The following is a 16,576-nucleotide window of genomic DNA, read 5'->3' on the forward strand; positions in this document are numbered from 1 at the left end:
CTTCGAAGGGGAGACTTCTGACTTCTATGGCAATCAAACTCGTATTGTAGATTAGCTTCGAAGTCTGTCACTTTTTCTCAAATTAATCAATCGTCCAGGCTTGCCAATGAAGCATGGACAGTCATTGAGCAATTGGAGACACACCTCTCCGCTCTTTGTTTCAGGAGTCAGTTGTGTCTCGGCTTATCCCGTTATTGGCACCAACTGCAGCAGGTCAAGTTTTTGCAAGATCGTTTCAAAGAGCTCCCTTGGCCTTCGCCTATTCATGAAATTTTTACACCCTCGAATGCATCAATGATCAAGCCCAATGAGTCCATCTTCTGTCAAGCCATTCGCCCATCCATCTTGATCGTGTCGATCAACTGATGGTGTGTACTCGGAACGTGGGCCATTAATTTTAAATTTCCCTCAAGGAGGCCTCAATGGAGGGCGCGTCTTGGATCTTGCTTGTGGATTGGGAGTCTATCCACGATTGTTAAAACAACACGGTGCAGGGATTCGTGGTGAAAGCTCGAATCAGTCAAGTTGAACGAAACCTGTTTCGCGAATAAGGAAGATTGCCGTCAACAAGGTCACCGCCCCACCCATAGCGATCCAATAGGCCGGCATGATCGGATTGCCTGTTGTTGAAATCAACCAGGCGGCCATCAGTGGCGTGGTGCCGCCAAACACGCCGATGGAAACGTTATACGAAAAAGCGAGGCCGGTGCATCGGACGGGAGCCGGGATCAATTCCACATTGGCGGCCACTATCCCTCCGGCTAACATTCCGATGATCAACGCGAACCCCAATTCCCCAAGGAATATAGTTATCGGATGAGTCGTATGTATCAAGTGGAAAAGGGGAATGGACCCGAAGGTCATCAGTGTTCCGGCAGCGATTAATATGGGTCTACGCCCGATTCTATCCGATAGCCAGGCGCCCATCGGTAGGAATAATAACAACAGGGCCATGCTTAACGTGTTTAGATTAAAGGCCGCGCCTTCAGGCAGATGATCAATTTCCTTAATGTAGGTGACGGCATAGACGAAAATTGCATAAAAAGAAATGCCATACCCCACATTAAGGAGTGCGACCCTCATGATTGATGAGCGGTATTTCCCAAAGGAATCGAGGACAGGACTTTTGGTTGCACCGGCAGTTCTTTCAATATGGATATTCCGCCGGACAAAATATCCAGTGCCGGCTACCAGCGCGCCTAGGATAAATGGAAGACGCCAACCCCAACTGACCACTTGTGCTTCATCCAACCCATTCGTCAGGAGTGCCCCGACACCGGAACCTAAGAGGATCCCGGCTCCTGCCCCCCAGACGCCCCAAATGGCACTGAACGCTCTTCGATTGTATGGAGAATTTTCTACCAAAAAGACCAAGGAGCTCGTGTATTCCCCGCCAACCGATAATCCCTGAATCATTCGAAAAGCGATCAGCAAAACAGGGGCCGCCAATCCGATTTCCGCGTGAGTAGGCAAAAGACCAATCAACACTGTCGGTACGGCCATGGTGATGACCGAAAGCGTCAGCGCGCGGGTGCGTCCGACCAAGTCACCGATTCGGCCAAACAACAAACCTCCCAAGGGTCGGACCAAAAAGCCTGCGGCGAACGCACCGAATGCCGTGATTAATGAAACGGCTGGATTATCGGACGGAAAAAATTGGCGTCCGATGATGGCGGCGAAATAGCCGTACACGGCAAAGTCATACCACTCCATGACGTTGCCAATAAGCCCGGCTAGGATGATGCGTCGCCGGGACGAAGAAGGCGCTCCACTCTCCAATGACTTGAAACCCTTTCACTCCCACGCGAACCACGCAGGAGGCTATGCATTTGCTCTCAACCGTTCTATATGCGCGACCATGTCGACTTTTTGGCTGTTGGTGTTGATGCAGTGGCCCAACCCTTCCATGACTGGTTTATACAGGGCCTTGAGGTTGCTGCGGGTGTTTCAACGCGTAATGGTAACTGGTGTGATGAGCATGATTTCCTGGGATGCTCCCATATTGCGCGGTGAATGTCACAGGGTAGCCCACATGCTCGTACAAAACCTTTTCCGTAAACCCAAGGTACACGGACGGGGGCACCTCCGGCACCAGATCGCAACTGTTCACAATCCGATAAATATGAGCGAGGCCGTTGTTAAGAAAGGTGGCCAACGTTGGATCGCAGGCACGGGGACCCGCCAAATTGTATTGAAAGACTAATGGTGTTTGTAGCGTAAATGCGTTGGCCATCAAGTCCGGTGTAGACACCATGGCCAAGGCTGCACCCAGACTGTGGCCGGTGATGTACAACGTGCGAATGCCTTCCAGCGAATTGAGTTGCGATAAGAGGGACTGACGAAGGGATTTATACAGGTCAAAGAACCCTTCATGGACAAAACCCACATTTGAAACGTGTGGCACCTCGTAAGGAACTTGTTTGATTTCGGCGTCGTTGTACCAATCCTCCAGGGTTTCGGTCCCGCGAAAAATGACATAGGCCTTGTCGTCCTGCCGGGTAACCAACGCAAAAGGTTCCAAATCCCTAAATAAGAGCACCTCGGAATTGCCCCAGATCGGTTCGCCGAAGCGATAAGGCGAGTCACGAGGAGGTTGCCAGCGTAAATCGGCTGGCGTATGTGGTTTCTTCTGCTGTACCCATTGGAAGTACATACCATAGGCCAAATCCACGAGATCGGAACATTCCACGGCCTCGGTCAGATCGAACGGAGCCGGTGGGAAATACATGGGTTTGCTCGACATGATCGCTCCTACCATACATCACAACTCAGGCTGGAGGCACCGGACGCTAAGGAAGAAAAAGAGCGAGACCTATGGAGGTTTGGCTCGGGGCCGGTCGAAAAACTGTAACCGAGATGATTTTCCCAGAGTATGTACCCTGGACTCAAGCCAATGTGATTGATTCAAACACCACCGTCATCTTTACCTATAGGCTGTCGTCGGGTGATTCGTTGAATATCGGCATGTATGTCCACCATCTGGAACAGCCCTATCATGATGTTGAATTGAAGAAGACGACACGCAAGCAAGCGGTTGAGGAAGTTGTGCGGTGGCTGACCGGAGATGAAGAATTGAGTGATCATAATTAGTATAGAGCGACACCACCCAAGAGCGAGGTATGTTGACAATACCAACAGGTCTGTTAGGCGCAGCCCGTTAAGCGGTACTTAAACAAAGAGCACCTGAAAATATGTTGGGCTAAGTGGCTCCATCGGATTCGGTCTCCAGCAAAGAGGCCATCCATCCTCCTGCTGGAATCGTTAACAACGGGCAGGACACTTTTCGAAGAACTTGTTCCGTCTGACTGCCCCGCAGCGCATCCAAGAATCCCCGACGTCCTGCCGTCGTCATGATTAAGAGATCTGCTTTATGGTTTTTGACAGTCTTCAGAATAATCTTTGAAATGTCGCCGTTTTCTGTGACCTTAGTCCATCGCCACCCTGGTACTGACGGAAATCGTACTGTCGGCATTTGACCATTCTCGCCGACGTGGAGGACGGTGAACCGACCGGAACGGCAATTGAGCTGTTGCACAAGACGGGCGGCTGCCTGGATCGCAGGTTGGGGTTTAGGATCAGCTGCCACCGGAATCACAATATGCTTCAATGAGACGACGCCATCTTGTTTAGACACAAAACCCGTGATTCCCTTCGGTATCAAAAGGGTCATCAAGCGTGATTTCCTTGTAATCGGCTTGGCCACCGATCTGCTCATCCAGTAAATCCGGTTGTTGTCCTGTTGAGTCGCTAGAACAAGGAGATCGGTTGGGTGATGTTCTAACCACTCCAAGACGGATTTAACGGGATCCTTATGTTGGATCGTTAACTTTCTGACGTTTATTCCCAATTGCGGTACTGCTGACCGTGGACTGTGCTTCGGTAACAGTCCCCATCGTTCAAGTATATTTCTGACTCCAGGAAACTCTGTCCAATCCGTCTCCATATCGTTGGCGACATGCAAAATCGAAAGCTTTGCCTTGGCAGTTAAGGCTGCTTTAAGAGCGTGGGCGAAAGCCGTATGACTGCCTGAGCTAAAATCGGAACAATGAACCACAGATTGGATAAGCGGTCGTCGTAAACGATGGTTGGTCATGACACTCCTTTCACGAAAGACCTGCAACACTTCGGTCCACGATCCTAACCGGCAGATTGTACCCCAAATGATCGTGAAGAAAAATAGCTATGTCTCAAGGGTTCAATGGGTATTGTCAAATTGACGACATGAGGGCACAATGAAGCCACTTTTCAGAGTCGTGGCAGCACACACTTCATGCACACACGACGTCCTGCCAAACTTGGAATGCCTGAATACGTAACAGAGGATAGTTGACCGCTAGCATGAGATGGCGACTGGGCAATCTTCAATGAGCAAGTGGATGGCAATCTTCCTCTGCTTTGCCGCAGCTTTCGCGCAGACAATCGGCAGTCTGGCTTTGGGTCTGGCGACGAGAACTCTCTGTTCCGATTTGTGGTACAGAGTGATAGAGGAGAACGTGGCGACGATCGACAAGCAAGGGCACGGTCCGGACATCGGTTCTGACGAATGGAAGTCGGTGATTGAGTTCAAGCTCGGGATTCGGGACAAGCCGGATGTTCCGAGTCGTGACACCGAAGCCTGGTGCCGTCACATCGATCAAATGGTTTTGGAGAACCGCACTTCCTCGAAAGGTGTCGGGGATCCCGGCGGAACTGCCAAGGCGCAAGGCCCATCGTACGCTTGTATCAATGTTATTGGCGGTAGCATTGAGGCGATGATTTGCAAGGATGAGGAATTATCGGCACTCGATCGCAAGCTGTCCGGTGTCTACGCTACTGCATCGAAAAAAGCGATCAACGAGCATCCTCCTGTCCTCAGGACAGAGCAACGCGGTTGGATCAAAGGGCGCGACGACTGTTGGAAAATCGAAGACACCCGCGGATGTGTCCGGGATGAGTACACACGCCGCATCGCCGAACTGCAGGCCAGGTATCGTCTGGTACCCCACAGTGGGCCGGTCAGTTTCCTGTGCGAGGACACCTCTGCCAACGAGGTCGTCGCCACGTTTTTCCGGACCAAGCCTCCAACGTTGATTGCCGAACGCGGTGGCAGCCTCTCGCTGATGTTCTTACAGGGGAGTGGCAGTGGGGCTAAGTACCAAGGTCGCAACGAGACCTTTTGGGAACATCAAGGGGAAGCGTTGATCACGTGGGGGCATGGTTCACCGGCGATGCATTGCAAAAAGGCGTCGTGAGGCAGATCCGCGACAGCGAAAGAAACCAGAAAATGAAGTCTATTGAAGAATAAGGGCGTGTTGGATATTTCGCGCACAACACGCATACATACCCGAGGGAGTGCCGAAACCAATAGCGGGAGGGAATGTTCAAAAAAGTCCGTCCAGCCAGGCCGAAGCCATTTTGCCGCGCGGAGCGTATATCGAGTACGTGAGCACGGCAAAATCGCGAGAACGCCGTTGGCGGCTTTTTGCAACATTCACAATAAGGAAAGCCCAGGCCCAAAACGTCGCTACAGTCCAGGTCGATGATTTGTCTCAATGGGAAGAGAGTTTTATGACCCATGGGAAGCTGTTCCGCTCTTTGCAAAGGCGAAGAGCAAAGATTCTGCTGTTTCTGGGCTGCGGCTCATCCCCAACGTTCGGCGGCCATAGTACCGGAGGACTTGGCAGATGGTGCTGGCAGCGCGAGGGGCTCCGCAGTGTTTGAATGACCGTTTGTTTGAGGGATGAGAAGCTGAGTGCCGACCGGCGAAAGGAGCAGAGGCCATGATCAAGCACTTTGACCACGTCACCATTGTGGTAAGAAATGTCGAGGAAGCCAAGCAGTTTTTTGGCCTGCTGGGGTTCAAAGAAGACATGTCCGTCGTGATCGAAGGTTCGCAGTTCTCCAACTACATGGGGGTTGACGGTATCGAGGCTGAACACATCACCCTTGTGCTTGCCAACGTTTCACCACGAACGGAGGTTCAACTACTCAAGTATCGCTCCCCGGATCCTCTCCCGGACTCGGCTATTCGCAACCTCACCAAACTGGGGTTCAACCACGTCTGTTTCGCCGTGGACGATCTGGAGGCCGAGGTGGCAAGGCTTAAAGCCCACGGCGTTCAACTCCGCAACGAGGTCATGGACTTCCATGACCGCAAACTGGTCTTTCTTTCCGGGCCGGAGGGCATCACCGTGGAACTGTCGGAATGGGATCGAAGCCGCGGGTAACGTGAAACCAGCCGCTGCAGCTGACGGCGTGCCGCTATGAGGGTCCCTTCGGCTGAGCTTGATCCGTATGCGGCCTTGACTTAACGGAGGGAATCGACATGAATCGCGTATATGACCCAACGATTGAAAAGATTGCACGGGCGTTTCCCCAGGTCGACGTTTCTGACGTACAGGGCGCACGACAGATGGTAGCCGAATTCTGTGAGGCATTGCAGAAGTCAACGGGACGTCCCAGGCACGACCAAATTAAAGAAGTAGAAAAGACGATTCCAGGTCCCAATGGTGCTCCGCCCTTTCCGATCCGCCTCTACGTTCCTAAGGATCGCACCGAGGAGAGCCCGGCCTTTGTCAACTTCCATGGAGGTGCGTTCATTTTGGGTGATTTGGAGAGCGAACATCCGCGTTGCTTGGCAATGGCGGTAGAGGGTGGTGCCGTCTCAGTAGGCGTCGATTACCGACTCGCTCCAGAGCACCCCTTCCCTGCAGGGGTGGAAGACTGTTATGCCGCTTTGAGGTGGGTCGCGGCCAATGCAGAGGAACTCCAGGTTGATCCCAACCGTATCGCAATCGGAGGCGGCAGTGCAGGAGGTAATCTGTCCGCGGCCGTGGCGTTGATGGCCCGAGATCGCGGCGGACCGAAAATCGCCTTCCAGATGTTATTCTACCCGGTGGTTGACGACCGTTCTGAGACGGACTCCATGAAGGCCGGGACCGACCTGTATATCTGGGATTATTGGAACAATCTCCGCATGTGGGACCACTATATCGGGCGTGATCGTGTTGAGGTGTCTCCGTATGCGGCACCGGCACGGGCGGATACCCTCACCGGCCTGCCGCCAGCTTACGTGATGACCTGTGAGCATGACCCTCTACGTGACGAAGGGATTCTCTATGCGATGAGGTTGATGGCAGCCGGCGTGCCGGTGGAACTCCACCACTACCCGGGCACGGTCCACGGCTTTGACTTTCTGGCGCAGTCCGATATTTCCACGCTCGCCATAAGGGAAGGTGTCGAAGCGTTCAAGCGCGCCATGGGTAGGGCCTCATAATGTAGATAACTACAAGAATAGGAACGCATATGCCAAGATCGTCGCCACAGTCCAAGTCGAAGGTTTGCCGAAATGGGAGGAGAGTTTTAGAACGCATGGAGGGTTGTTCCGCCGACAAACGATCAATGGCCGGTACGATACAATTTTTTGTGCTGGACAAACAGTTCAAGTTCTAAGGTACTTGAAAGGCATCGGGGGATCCATTGAAAAACCCCAAAACGGACACTTGATCCCACTTTATTCGATGTTACTTTGGATAGACAGTAGACATACGATACCGAATCATTTGGATGTGCCTCATAACCACGGCTCGGAGCTGACGCCCTACATCGTGCGTTTTAGGCGTTACTTGCGTTGGAAAGCTGTGGGCCGTTGCTCAAACTCGCCGTTGGAGGGAATCGAAAGGCAAGGAACAAGGTGAAGCTCCTTTATGTCTTAATTCCGTCGATCATAATAGCTGGCGGATACCTGAGAATATCCTCCCAATAGTTTCCCTCTTCACCCGCTTGTGGATCAGGGCCAATGGTCAGGTTATGGAACGTGACGTCGCGAAACCCCGCGTCGTAAAGCGCCGACTCATGAGCTGCGATCGGCATATGATAGTTCTCGATCTCAATCGTTGAGTCGTCTAAATAAATCGTCCAGACGAGCGGGGCACCCTCATACGCGGATTCAGGCAACCGGGCCTGGAAACCATATTTTCGGTAGTCCGGCGGGTGGGCCTGCATTGAGTACAGATCCGGATTGACGATTAAGGTCACGAATCGTCCGCCGGATTTGATGCGCCGCGCCAGCCCGCGACACATGATACTCAGTTCCTGGTGATTGGACGCATAGACGAGTAAGCAAGTGGAAGTTGAGATATCAAACTTTTGTGCTGTTGTTGGCGCTCGTGCGTCCTCGACACGATATTCAATGCCGAGCGGTTCATAGGCTTCCTGCCGGCGAGCCAGCTCGATCATTTCTTCTGAAATGTCGACGCCGACCACCTCTGACGCACCGGCCTTGCGAAGCTCTCGTGTCAGCCATCCTTCCCCACAGGCCACATCGACCACCGATTTTTCGGCAAGATCACCGATCAAGTTCATCATTGAATACAGCACGCTCCTGGTCCACCACGGTTGCTCTTTTGCTTTCTTGTATTGATTCGCGATCTGATTGTAGTCCGTCGTCATTGTTCCCCCAATCGCTTATAGCTAAACGAACCGTCCTTGGACCGGAAGGGATTACGGGTTCCTCCTTTCCGCCATCGCGTTTCGCTATGCCAATTCTACCGTCTCGATACTATTTGTTTAAGGCATTGATTTTAGAAAATTAATGTGTCCGGTTTTTTTAAAATGTAGAAATTATTTTCAAAAAATACTTGTTAAGTCTACAAGGCTCTTTTAGTATCCACCTTTTCTTTTCTAAAGGAGTGCCATGCAGATTCGACCATGACCCATACTCTCATGAAAAGTAGATTCATTCAATGTAACCTAAAGGTCGACCTCGTGCCTTGTTCGCACCCCATTCACATCCTCATTGTATGGATGGTGCTCGGAATAGCTGTTTTCGGGTGCGCGTCCTTTGATCCCCGCCCCGTTAAGACCGTACCCTTTCAAGACCGCACTAAGAGTCAGACCCAAGGTAAAATCACGGTCACCTCCGCCGCTCTGACGGAGGAAGAGAGTGAGGCGGTTTTTGGCGTGAACTTAGGGGATGATGGCATTCAGCCTATTTGGCTACGCGTGGAAAACAATACTCCATCATACTACTGGCTCATTGAAAGTAGCTTGGATCCCGAATACTTCTCCCCATTGGAGGTTGCCTATCAGAATCACTCCTTCTTCTCCGATTCCACTAATCATGAAATGGACAATCATTTTATCAACGCAGCATTCCGTAATCCGGCCGGCCCTCATTCCACCACATCCGGCTTTGTTTTTGTCAATTTGTCTCGAGGACGAAAGTTCGTCCATGTGGATTTGTTGACTCCAGGGGATGTGAAATCCTTTACATTCATCCTTCCTGTACCTGATCTACATGCGGACCACCTCCAAGTTGAGTTTGATACGCTGTATTCCGAGGGTAAGATCGTCGATTATGAAGACGAGACAACCTTTCGAGAAGCCTTGGAACAATTACCTTGTTGTGCGACAAATGAAGATGGGACCAGAAAAGGGGATCCTCTCAATTTAGTGATCATAGGACCGCAGGGGGTCCTAGCCCCTCCCTTCATTTCCCGTGGATGGTACGAGACGGAGGTCATTTATGAGGGATCTATTTGGAAGACGATCAAATCATTTTTGCTCGGCTCCCGATATCGTTATTCTCCAGTGAGTCCACTCTATCTTTTCGGTCGGCCACAAGACATTGCCGTCCAAAAGGCTCGAGGTACTATTAAGAAGCGCAATCATTTGCGCTTGTGGCTCAGCCCTTTTCGTTTCAGGGGTGACCGAGTGTGGATTGGCCAGATCAGTCGTGATGTTGGAGTTCGCTTCACGACGAAAACCTGGAGCTTTACGACCCATGTCATCGATCCCGATGTAGACGAAGCACGAAATTCTCTTGCCACCGATCTCCTGTATACCGGGGGACTGGCAAAAATTGGGTGGGTCTCCGGGCTTGGGGTAGCCACACCTGATCATCCCCAAACGAATCTCACCGGAGACCCTTATTTCCATGACGGTCTCCGAACGGTTCTTCTCTTTTCAGACCAGTACACTACGATGTCAGAAATTCTCTTTTTTGATTGGGAAAACCCCTCTCTTAAAACAGCCCGTCATTTGCGACAGATTCCAAGCCTCGATTGACCTCACAATGTTCTGTCTATGGCTGGAACATGCGAGCATTTTCATTTTTTGCAAATGTTGGGGGGCAGATGATTATGAAGAGATAATCGCACTAGCCCAGGAATTGGTGGAGGAAAATGGAAGGACAGGAAAATATGACACCATCGTGATCAGTAGTGGATATCATGGACGCACTTGTTGCGATTTTGATAATGGCAGCCAGCATTCTTGTCCTGGGGCAACAAAGGGTCAAGGGGCAGGGGCAAGCCCTGATTGAAATCCTAGAGCGCGAGGGAAAGTGGGGTCGCTTCCAGGAAGTTGCGCTGCGCGGGTTGTTCAGAACAAAAATATGTCATTCACGAAGACAAAATTTCGATCAATTGCATCATGCCTCGATCCTCATGGACCAGATTGTGGCAATGCAAGACATACTTTCCGGTAAACACCTCGTATCGTGTCCGCATGGTCACGGTCACAGGTGGATTGTTTCTGACAAGGATGGTGTCGCGCCAGACCGGATCCACCGGCTTCCCATTGATTTTGATCACCTGGAAGGGATTGACATGTATGTGAAACGGATGGTTGCCGTTCTTCGATGATAATGTCCACTCCTGGACCCCATTGAGTTTCATCGTTCGATCCACACGGGTGTGATCGAACTCTTTCCCATCAATCATGAACTGACCGCCGGCAATGTTGAACACCAATTCCGGCTGCTGAGGAGGGTCAGTGAGTTCGTTGTCTGTAATCGGGCGAAATGGAGCGAGAGGTCGAAGCTCACGGTTGCTGGGAAGACCCATGTTGAGTCGTGGGCCTGCTACCTGAATATTCGCCAATAGTTGCTCAGGTTCTTGTTTTCCGTTCAGCCCTACCTCCTCCATCTTTTTTTTCAATCTGTACATGCCTGTGGGACCCGCTTTGATCAAAATGTCGGCGCGGTTGCCAGGGGCCAAAAAAACCTCCTTACTCGTATCGATCTTTCCTAAGGTAATCCCATCAATCGCAATGACATGGAGATCTTGAGGAACGCCTTCGTCATTTACCAGCTCTATGGTGAGCAATTCATCGATGCCGGCATGAATCAAGCGCCATCGTTGAACCTCGCCAGGCTGAAGGGTTAGCACCGGTTCCAATAATCCATTGATTGTGGTCGGCAGCTGGTTTTCGGGATTGTCGAACGGAATCCTGAGTTGTTGAAAAAGAAACACCTGATCACGAGCCACTTTGATTTCAGGCACTTGATCAATATCGCCTTCAATAATCAATGCGCCAGCCATGCCTTCTCGCAATTGAGATGCCGTCGATCCATGCCGGTGTGCGTGGTACCAGAACGTCCCGGCATGATGATGGTCAGGAATATCAAACTGGAATTGCAGATCTTTGCCGGGGGGAATCTCAAGGAGCACATTGTCACTATTGCCCGTCGGTGAAATATGAAGACCGTGCGTATGTAAATTGGTGGTGTTCGGGCAATTCTCTGTATTGGGTGGGCCGCATTCTCCTTGTTCGGGAGGTAGTTGGTTGAACAAGTAGACTTTCATGCGATCCCCGGCTTTGATTCGAAAGGTCGGACCCGTGAGCCCACCTTCATAAGATCGATTCGGTGGGAGAGGTTCTCCGTTGAGCGTATTATTGGCAAAGGCCACGCGCAATTGGGTATTGAGGAACCCATGCATCGATCGCCGCACTTCCGGCTGTGTAAAGTGTGCAAGGCCTGACGCATTTGTGGTGATCCCTGGTTCATTTGTCACATGGGTTGAAGCGGCTTCCTCCATGCCGTTAGATCCTGCGTCTGACAGTTTCTGAGGCCTTTCAGCACACCCAGTAAGACCGGATACCAGAAGTCCACCGCCAACACCGACTGCTGCCCGTAATAACTGTCGTCGGGTTAACGGAGATTCTTCGGAGGAGCCTTTTTCGTGTGATAATTCTCCATGATCCTCGGTCATTGCGTTCCTCCTTTTCAATAGTTGATCAGGATTTCATCATACAAGATATCTATAATAAAAAAACGGAACAGCGGCACTTCTTCTATGGTTCATTGAGGACTTCGAGGCGAGTCTGGTGGATCTGCGGGCCATCGCTTTGTATACTATCGCTTTGTTGATTTTCAATAAAGATATATTGGCAAATATCTGAGTATAAGTGGAGAGAAATTATGCCAGCCCAATATGATGCGATTGTGATTGGGAGTGGTCATAACGGACTGACATGTGCCTGCTACCTTGCGAAAGCCGGCCTCAAGGTTCTCGTGCTGGAGCAGTATCATTCGATTGGTGGGATGACCAACACGGAAGAGCTCACCCTACCCGGTTTTCAGTCAGACACACATGCGTTCTGCATTCAGGTTGGGAACTTTTCGCCGGCCCTTCATGAGCTGCAGTTAGCCCGATACGGTTTCGAGCTGATCTATTCCGACCCTTGTTTTACTCACGTCTTTCCTGATGGCCGCTCGATCTCCGTGCGTCGGAACTTAGATGAAACGTGTCACAGTATCGCTCAATTCTCAAAAAGAGATTCTGTAACGTGGCGCAGGCTATACGAACGATTTCTTGCAGTGAAGGAGCAGATTGTCCGTTCAATCAATAGTCCACCACCGACTTTTGCTGACCAAGCGGCGGTCTTACAGCGTTTGCCTGGTGGTCTCGACGAATATCGCTTTCAACTGCAAACATTCCGATCATGGTGCGACGAGATGTTCGAAGCGGAAGAAACCAAAGTTCTCTTCGGTTCCTGGGATTTGCATGTGGGTGCTTCTCCGGATGACGTGGGGGGTGCGAGCTTAGCCTGGCTTTTTTCCATGGTCATCCAGCACTTTGGGAATAACGTGGTAAAGGGAGGTATGCGCCATCTTCCTCTCGCACTGGCCGGATATCTCGAAGCTCATAACGGGGTAATCAGAACGGGTGCTCGAGTCAATAACATCGTGGTTGAGAATAATAAGGCGATTGCGGTAAGGCTTGTCGATGGTGAAGAGATTCGGGTAGACCAATTGATTGCTTCGAACGTCGACCCCCAGCACCTCGTGCTGGACCTGCTTGGCGAAGATCAGGTAGGGATGAATCTTGCCAATAAGATGCGTCAGTATGAATTAGGAGAATCCGTCATGGTTATGTATCTGGCGCTTGACAGCCCCGTCGAGTACAAGGCGGGACCGCTGGCCGGGAAGTCGGTTTATGTGCATCCCACCCCAGCATCCCTGAACTATTTTTCCCGTCTTTTTTATGAAGTCCGTCGTGGTTGGTTGCCATCAGAACCATTTTTTCTCATGTGCAACGACTCCGTCGGAGATCCAACTCGTGTGCCTGCCGGAAAAGGATTAATGAAACTTGTTGTGCAACCGGTTCCGTACATCATCAAGGGTGATGCCACAGGGAAGATAGCAAGTAAAACTTGGAGTGAAGTCAAAGAACCCTTTGCCGATTATATTATCGACTGCATCACGCGGGATTCTATTCCTAATCTCCGAGGAAAAATATTGAAACGAGTTGTCCATAGCCCGGAGGATCTCGAAAAATTGATGCCGAGTGCCCCCCGGGGGACGATAACCCATGGTGCCTTTGTCCCCTATCAGACGGGGTCCATGCGTCCGATACCGGAATTGGGGAACTATAGATCTCCTATCTCGAACGTGTATCTTTGCGGATCGGGCAGCCATCCGGGCGCCGGAGTCACGATGGCGCCAGGACGAAATGCAGCCCAAATCATTTATCAAGATCTCAAACTGGATTTCACCAACACCTTTCCCAGGTCATGAACATATTATTTAATTCCTCAGAAACTCGAGTTAGGCATTTTCCGAAATCCGGGCTCTCTCTTAGATATATGGGATGGTTGTAATTTGCCAGTCTCTGGTGACAGACGGATAGTGAAACGCAAGGATATATCGGGATCAATTTCTCACCATGACGTTTGTCATGGTTGGTTGGCCAAATCTCTGATGACATGTTCCAATCCGGTGACCACGCGGGCGAAGTGGCCAAAGTGAATATGATCAGGTGTATCGTTCGTGGTGTGGTAATTCGGATCTCGAAACAGGGCGGTATCCGTGACCATGAGGGCGGGAAATCCTTCTTGCCAGAATGCCCAATGATCAGACCAGTCTACCCCGGGCAACCATTCAAACAGCGCGGCGCCTTCTGAGGGAAACTGGGTGTGTTGCCGAAAGGCTCCTACCGCCCGCTGCACCCAATCCCGGTTCGCAAGATTACTCACAAACCCGATGAAATTTCCCGTTGACGGGTAAATGAGACCGAGGGGTGGCGGGTAGCGTTGGCTGCTCGGTGCGTCAGTATAGTAGCCAATAGTTTCAAGGCTGAGCATGAGGACAATGTGTTCATTCTGTTGGCGACTGCGCTGTGCGTACACCCAACTCCCCATGCTTGGGGTTTGAAAGAAGGGGGGTTCTTCATTGGCGAAGGCCACAAATCTGAGGGTGCGAGAAACAGGGGATTGGGCGAATTGCCGGGCCAGGGCCAACATCGCTGAGATCCCGGTCCCGTTATCATTCGCCCCGGGACTTCCTTTGACGGAATCATAGTGTGCGCCAATGACCAGGATGTCTTCCCGGCGATCCGTCCCGCGTACCTCCGCTTCGATGTTCTCACAGATTTTTCCGGAAACGTCGAATTTTTGGCGGAGGACATCATATCCGGCCGCTTTGAATTCAGCGCGAATGTATTCGGCCGCGAGCAGGAGTTTGTCGTAGTGAAAGAGATTGCGTTCTCCTATTTGCATGCTCAATATGTGGACATGGGTGTGGAGTTTTTGCTCCAGGTCACGTATTTCGTCCGTCGCTACTGGCAAGGCTCCTTGATAGCTACTCCCCGGCATCCAAATCATTCCGTACCATCCTCCTGCACACACAACGACCAATGTTCCCGCCATAACGACCCACCGTGAAGTGTTCACCTTTCTCCTCCGACCTTTCAGAATCAGAGTCCATTCTTTCCTGCGTGTGTAACCGCCGACCGCGGTGCGGTGTTATTTGGCATTCTGCAGGATTGTTGCGATAGGCTTATGTGATGAAACAGCAATGGGATTGCCATTAGGCACAGATGCTTCGCTTTCGGCTGAGGATGACATGCTGGAAATTATCCATCGATATTTAGGATTCCATTACTTTTCCGGCAACCAACCAGCCATGACACAGCGTTGTGCGAAGAGCGGCACGAAGCTTTGAGTGTCCAGGGAAATCGTATTCATGAATTGGTCTGCCAATGTTTGATCGGCGAAGCATTCATAGACATCATCCAGGAATCCCCCACGGAGTAACGGATGATACAGAAACTCTTGGCCTGGACCGGTGTGCACTTCAAGGGGATATTCTGTCACGTCAATGTTGATCAATCCGCAGGTTGCCAGCCATGTTCGGGCATCCACCGCCGAAGGCCGTTCGGCGAGATAGTCCGCAAATGCCTCTCGCTCTTTCGTAAGCCCTTGTTGGGTCATTTCCCGGTCCACGCGTTTCCATAAGGAATCAAACGTTCCAAGGGATGGGAATGTGAGAACCAATTGTCCTCCAGGCTTGAGAAGCCGAGCCAATTGCTGAAGTGCTTCAAGACGGTGAGGCCGAAAAAACATAAAGGACAGATTTCCTGTGATGCGATCGAATTGGCCGAGGTCGGGTGGCAACATTCGGACATCCCCAACCCGAAATTCCAGCCAGGGGAAATATGGTCCCTGAACGGCGCGGGCACGAATGAGTTGGGCGTGATTGACATCAATTCCAATGACATGGCCACCTGGTCCAACATGATGAGCGAGATAAAAGGCAGGAATCCCATCTCCACAGGCCACATCCAGTATCGTTGCGCCTTCAGAGAGATCCAAGTGGGTCAGCAGGCTTTCGGCAAATGGTTTCGACCAGGGATCCTTTTTCGGCAGTTCACACAGCCATGCCGGCGGCTTCTTCAACGAAGATGAATGGGAAGGAGTGGGCATCATGAACCACCACGGCTGAGCATCAATGAAACCCTAGCATGTTGGGGGCGGCTTATACGAGAGCCCTTGCATCTTCCACATTCAAGGGCTGTTGCCCGGAAACCCATGTATCGAGAACCCCCCACCACATTTTTCAATCTTCCCGCCAGGTGTGCCAGCTGGTCAGAAAAAATTTTCAATCATGCGTCCTGGTTTGATTTTGGTATGAACTATTCTCAAAAGACCGGCGTTGAGGGGAGAGACTGATTCGGTCGGGGTGGATTATATTTTGCCCGCATCAACGTAACGAGTAATCCGGGTGAGTAATCTGTGTTGTTTAATCATATCCTGGGTCTGATACGAATATGAAATTTAAAGAAAGCATGGTGTTTTTTTGTGTGAGGACGTTGAGATCTACCGATTCCGTGGCGTAAACAATCCCCCGACCTATTTTGAATTTACGGGATTGACGGAGTGGCTTCTGCCTGCACAGGCAGGTCTCGTTCTTTGGGCTCTGGGCTGGGACGATCCACATTTTCCAGGGATTCAGGAGCTGAGATAGGAAGTTATCGAGTCAGTACAACGACTTTCAAGGCATGCTCCATCTGCTGAGAGAACAGGAAATCGG

Annotated in this window: 13 protein-coding genes; 6 read left to right on the top strand and 7 right to left on the bottom strand. The window is 51.1% G+C overall.

Translation table 11 applies throughout. The annotated features are described in order from the left end of the window. Positions 1–516 precede the first annotated feature (516 nt). Both ACTRXD_RS16215 and ACTRXD_RS16220 read right to left on the bottom strand, forming a co-directional pair. Positions 517–1,779 (bottom strand): MFS transporter, encoded by a 1,263-nt coding sequence (locus ACTRXD_RS16215; RefSeq protein WP_442432832.1) that lies wholly within the window; start codon positions 1,777–1,779, stop codon positions 517–519. Positions 1,780–1,915: 136 nt separating this feature from the next. Next, a complete protein-coding gene (locus ACTRXD_RS16220; protein WP_442432833.1) occupies positions 1,916–2,743 on the bottom strand; it encodes a lipase family protein in 828 nt (275 codons plus the stop codon). A gap of 71 nt (positions 2,744–2,814) precedes the next feature. On the opposite strand from ACTRXD_RS16220, the gene ACTRXD_RS16225 reads away from it, so the two are divergent. Next, positions 2,815–3,090 (top strand): hypothetical protein, encoded by a 276-nt coding sequence (locus tag ACTRXD_RS16225; protein ID WP_442432834.1) that lies wholly within the window; start codon positions 2,815–2,817, stop codon positions 3,088–3,090. Between the two features lie 109 nt (positions 3,091–3,199). Here the strand turns inward: ACTRXD_RS16225 and ACTRXD_RS16230 are convergent, their stop codons facing one another. Next, the gene (locus tag ACTRXD_RS16230; RefSeq protein ID WP_442432835.1) at positions 3,200–4,093 is read right to left on the bottom strand and encodes a universal stress protein; all 894 of its coding nucleotides are present in this window, start codon (positions 4,091–4,093) and stop codon (positions 3,200–3,202) included. A gap of 283 nt (positions 4,094–4,376) precedes the next feature. Between ACTRXD_RS16230 and ACTRXD_RS16235 the strand changes: the two genes are divergently transcribed. From ACTRXD_RS16235 to ACTRXD_RS16245, 3 genes are all read left to right on the top strand, one after another. After that, complete coding sequence (locus ACTRXD_RS16235) at positions 4,377–5,231, top strand: MliC family protein (protein WP_442432836.1); 855 nt, start codon at positions 4,377–4,379, stop codon at positions 5,229–5,231. Positions 5,232–5,759: 528 nt separating this feature from the next. Then, entirely contained in the window at positions 5,760–6,206 is a 447-nt protein-coding gene (locus ACTRXD_RS16240) for a VOC family protein (RefSeq protein WP_442432837.1), read from the top strand. A gap of 98 nt (positions 6,207–6,304) precedes the next feature. Further along, positions 6,305–7,255, top strand: a complete 951-nt coding sequence (locus tag ACTRXD_RS16245; protein ID WP_442432838.1) for an alpha/beta hydrolase — start codon at positions 6,305–6,307, stop codon at positions 7,253–7,255. A gap of 428 nt (positions 7,256–7,683) precedes the next feature. Here the strand turns inward: ACTRXD_RS16245 and ACTRXD_RS16250 are convergent, their stop codons facing one another. Further along, complete coding sequence (locus ACTRXD_RS16250; protein WP_442432839.1) at positions 7,684–8,346, bottom strand: class I SAM-dependent methyltransferase; 663 nt, start codon at positions 8,344–8,346, stop codon at positions 7,684–7,686. A 399-nt stretch (positions 8,347–8,745) separates the two neighbouring features. Between ACTRXD_RS16250 and ACTRXD_RS16255 the strand changes: the two genes are divergently transcribed. Next, positions 8,746–10,047, top strand: a complete 1,302-nt coding sequence (locus ACTRXD_RS16255) for an LssY C-terminal domain-containing protein (protein WP_442432840.1) — start codon at positions 8,746–8,748, stop codon at positions 10,045–10,047. A 335-nt stretch (positions 10,048–10,382) separates the two neighbouring features. Here ACTRXD_RS16255 and ACTRXD_RS16260 read toward each other — a convergent pair whose 3' ends face one another. Then, positions 10,383–11,975, bottom strand: coding sequence for a multicopper oxidase family protein (locus ACTRXD_RS16260; RefSeq protein WP_442432841.1), 1,593 nt, complete (start codon positions 11,973–11,975; stop codon positions 10,383–10,385). A gap of 209 nt (positions 11,976–12,184) precedes the next feature. Here ACTRXD_RS16260 and ACTRXD_RS16265 point away from each other — a divergent pair, with 209 nt between their 5' ends. Then, the gene (locus ACTRXD_RS16265; RefSeq protein ID WP_442432842.1) at positions 12,185–13,783 is read left to right on the top strand and encodes a phytoene desaturase family protein; all 1,599 of its coding nucleotides are present in this window, start codon (positions 12,185–12,187) and stop codon (positions 13,781–13,783) included. Positions 13,784–13,941: 158 nt separating this feature from the next. Here ACTRXD_RS16265 and ACTRXD_RS16270 read toward each other — a convergent pair whose 3' ends face one another. Beyond that, the gene (locus tag ACTRXD_RS16270) at positions 13,942–14,937 is read right to left on the bottom strand and encodes a M28 family peptidase (protein ID WP_442432843.1); all 996 of its coding nucleotides are present in this window, start codon (positions 14,935–14,937) and stop codon (positions 13,942–13,944) included. A gap of 207 nt (positions 14,938–15,144) precedes the next feature. After that, a complete protein-coding gene (locus tag ACTRXD_RS16275) occupies positions 15,145–15,972 on the bottom strand; it encodes a class I SAM-dependent methyltransferase (protein ID WP_442432844.1) in 828 nt (275 codons plus the stop codon). Positions 15,973–16,576 lie beyond the last annotated feature (604 nt).

This window comes from Nitrospira sp. T9, assembly GCF_052156535.1.
In the GTDB taxonomy this organism is placed as follows: Bacteria; Nitrospirota; Nitrospiria; order Nitrospirales; family UBA8639; genus Nitrospira_E.